This window comes from Bacillus cereus group sp. BfR-BA-01524 (assembly GCF_022662595.1).
Taxonomy (GTDB): Bacteria; Bacillota; Bacilli; order Bacillales; family Bacillaceae_G; genus Bacillus_A; species Bacillus_A thuringiensis_S.
Window position 1 is genome coordinate 1 of record NZ_JAKUDW010000200.1, and the last position, 2877, is coordinate 2877.

A 2877-nucleotide genomic window follows, 5' to 3' on the forward strand; every position below is an offset into this window, starting at 1 on the left:
CTTACTTAATATAGGAAGCCAACTATTTTCTTTCTCTACTTGCGGTGCATATGCCGCATCACTTGGCAACCTTACACTCATCTTATCCCCTAGGTGAAACGTTCTATTATCATGCCCACTAAACTTTACAGGCTTCACTTCTAAATGGACCCATTCAGGAAACTGTTCCTGTATTAACTTTTCAACTAAACTTACGTTAATTGGATGCATTCACATTCTCCTTTTCTTTTGAAACTTACTAAGCCCATCCGTACTCCCAACATATTCAAACTCATTTTTCTTATAAAAATCATTCAACGTACGATTATGCACCACGCAATCTAACTTCAAATACTCTTTGTCATGTTGTACATTCTCTTCTACCCACCGTAAAATCCATTCTCCTATTCCATTTCCCTTATACTTCCGTTTCACCGCAAATCGATGAATGTATAAAGAATTAGAAACTTCCTCCTTACCAAAAATACGCTCATCCCATTCATTTTGTTTAGGAGAAACTGTAACCGTACCAACTATTTCAGCTTCTTTCAGAACAACATATGTACATTTTTCTCTTATACATTCTAGTATTTCAGCCGTAGCTTCCTCTCCTAAAAGATACTGCCACTGATCCACTTCTTTATATTGTAGCCATTGTGCTACCTCTTTTAATAAAAGGATAATACTATCACTTTCATTTTCAGTAGCAATTCGAATTGCATATTCTTTACTTATATTTCTCTCCATATTGCCTTTCCCCTTTCAAATTGCTACCATACTGACAAACGAGTCCTTCCATCATTTTCATCTGTAATATATTCTACATAAAATCCTTGATTCACTGCGTTTTCATACATCATTTCAATCTCTTCTTGGTTTTTCGCATAAATTTGTATATACTCACCATCCGCTACTAATACGACTACTTCACACTTACTCTCCTTAAATTCTTCAAATGTTGCAATTTCTCCTAGTACCTCTCCTTTTGGACATGCTTTTAGATCTAAAAATAAAAGATAATATATGTTATCTTTTATTAGCTTTTTTAATTCTGATCCTTCCATGATCTCGTTATCTTCTGAAAATAATTCTGGACCTAATTCATTCCCTATTATTATATAAGCTTCCTCCCTTCCTATGAATTTCCAATCAAATACAGTAATATCAATTGGCTTTAATACTTTCCAAAGTAAATTATCATATCCATCTAGAATATCTACTGTAATCCCTCTTTTCATATGCTTGCTCCTAACTTATTCATTTTCGTTTCATACATTATATATGAAATGTAATTACTATATTTTGTCGATACATATGTACATCATAAAAAAACCGCTCCACTACTAGCGAAACGGTTTCCTTCTGCTTACATTTAAATATTTCATTCAATTGTTTCACTGCGTTTTAAAATATTTTTTAATATCTTCACCACATCAGTCGTTCATTCTTAATGCTCACTTCGACTTCACGAAGTAATATAAAAACCATACCGCATGATTTTGTTCATCCGCAGCTATTCTCCGTAACAACTCTTTCAAATGTGCATCCGATGTCTCATCTGAAATTTCCAAATAAAAATCTACTGTCTTTTGTTCATCTTGTATAGCGAACTCTAATCCTTGTAAATACGTATTTGGGCAGTTTTCAGTAATTTGTGGTTTCGGCTGCCTGCCAGTTAAGTTCGTATAAATTTGTACAAAGTTGTGGAAATGCTTTATTTCATCATTACGAATTTCAAGAATTTGTTTTTGTTCTACTTGATTTGGAGCCATATTCGCTAATTTTGCATAGCAGCTTATAGCGCTATACTCTCCATTTATAGCTTTTTCAATATCACTAATCAACTTATCATTTTGTCTATACCAATCATAATAATTCGGATTATACATCGTATCCCTCCATACTTTTAACATTTTATGCATTTAGAAATAGTAGGAGCCTGTATATATAACGGGACGGCTTTAGATTGAAAGTAAAGTTTAAGAAAAGGGTCTATTTTGCAAAGGAATTGCTTATTCATAAAGTGAAACTATAATCAGTGGGGATTTTACTACACGGCAAATAGCTGATAAAATATCACTATTTTTTGTACGCTGTTGCTATAAATTCGCGAATGAATCAGGTTTCCAACCAGATGTGGTGTTGAGATGCGAAGCTATTATGAATCCAGTCATATAACTAGGAGGTACCACTATGCCATCTTTATTTAAACCTATGGCCTTCCAGCTGAAAACCGAAAGACTTGAGCTTAGTATGTGGGAGGAATCCGATTCCGTTTGGCTGAGCAAATTAATTGGCGAACGTGGTGTGGACATTCCAGCCGTTGATTCCGTTCGTAGCCGGCTTATTGAGATGCGCAAAAAGGCAGACGAAAATGGCATTTCCCTTCTCACTATTCGGAGGAGAGACGAAGGCGATTTCATCGGATACTGCGGCTTAATTATCGGTCGTTCCACACTTGAAGAGCCGGAGATTGCATACGAGTTGTTCCGCAGCGCCCATGGTAAAGGTTATGCAACTGAGGCGGCATCCGTTGTACTGGACGCTGCGATTGCTACTGGGCGCCACAAACTTTGGTCGACTGTAGGCGCTTGGAATATCGCTTCCCTCCGGGTACTAGAAAAGATAGGATTTAAGCGTCATCACAGTACGTGGGATGATGAACGTGGTGAGATTGTTTGGAACGTACGCGATCTTTAGAGATTCCAACTTAATTCTAAGGCGACAACAGCAGATACTCATTCTTCAGCTTTTAGATTTCATCACAAAAAAGCCGTTTCACTAATTTGAAGTGCACCCCAATTGTTAGACACAGTCTAACAATTGGAGGTGCATTTTTTATAGCTAAATTTTCTTCAAAAGAAAAAATCCAAGCGGTGAAACGATATTTAGATGGTA

General features: G+C 36.2%; 4 protein-coding genes and 1 pseudogene. 1 reads left to right on the forward strand and 4 read right to left on the reverse strand.

Annotated features, from left to right (window positions below; genetic code table 11):
- From MR170_RS30215 to MR170_RS30230, 4 genes and pseudogenes are all read right to left on the reverse strand, one after another.
- Positions 1–210: pseudogene (locus MR170_RS30215) on the reverse strand (aminoglycoside phosphotransferase family protein); the annotation flags it as partial.
- Positions 211–726 carry a GNAT family N-acetyltransferase gene (locus MR170_RS30220; RefSeq protein ID WP_016081071.1) on the reverse strand — a complete coding sequence of 172 codons (516 nt, stop codon included), beginning with the start codon at positions 724–726 and terminating at the stop codon, positions 211–213.
- A gap of 23 nt (positions 727–749) precedes the next feature.
- A complete protein-coding gene (locus MR170_RS30225; RefSeq protein WP_242310571.1) occupies positions 750–1217 on the reverse strand; it encodes a DUF2691 family protein in 468 nt (155 codons plus the stop codon).
- Positions 1218–1433: 216 nt separating this feature from the next.
- On the reverse strand, positions 1434–1868 hold the full coding sequence (locus tag MR170_RS30230) for a ferritin-like domain-containing protein (protein ID WP_029442713.1): 435 nt from the start codon (positions 1866–1868) through the stop codon (positions 1434–1436).
- A 304-nt stretch (positions 1869–2172) separates the two neighbouring features.
- Between MR170_RS30230 and MR170_RS30235 the strand changes: the two genes are divergently transcribed.
- Positions 2173–2679, forward strand: coding sequence for a GNAT family N-acetyltransferase (locus MR170_RS30235; RefSeq protein WP_016081068.1), 507 nt, complete (start codon positions 2173–2175; stop codon positions 2677–2679).
- Positions 2680–2877: the final 198 nt, after the last annotated feature.

Coding starts and splice junctions, on each gene's coding strand:
- MR170_RS30220 (WP_016081071.1), bottom strand. CDS start 726: ATGGAGAGAAATATAAGTAAAGAATATGCAATTCGAATTGCTACTGAA.
- MR170_RS30230 (WP_029442713.1), bottom strand. CDS start 1,868: ATGTATAATCCGAATTATTATGATTGGTATAGACAAAATGATAAGTTG.
- MR170_RS30225 (WP_242310571.1), bottom strand. CDS start 1,217: ATGAAAAGAGGGATTACAGTAGATATTCTAGATGGATATGATAATTTA.
- MR170_RS30235 (WP_016081068.1), top strand. CDS start 2,173: ATGCCATCTTTATTTAAACCTATGGCCTTCCAGCTGAAAACCGAAAGA.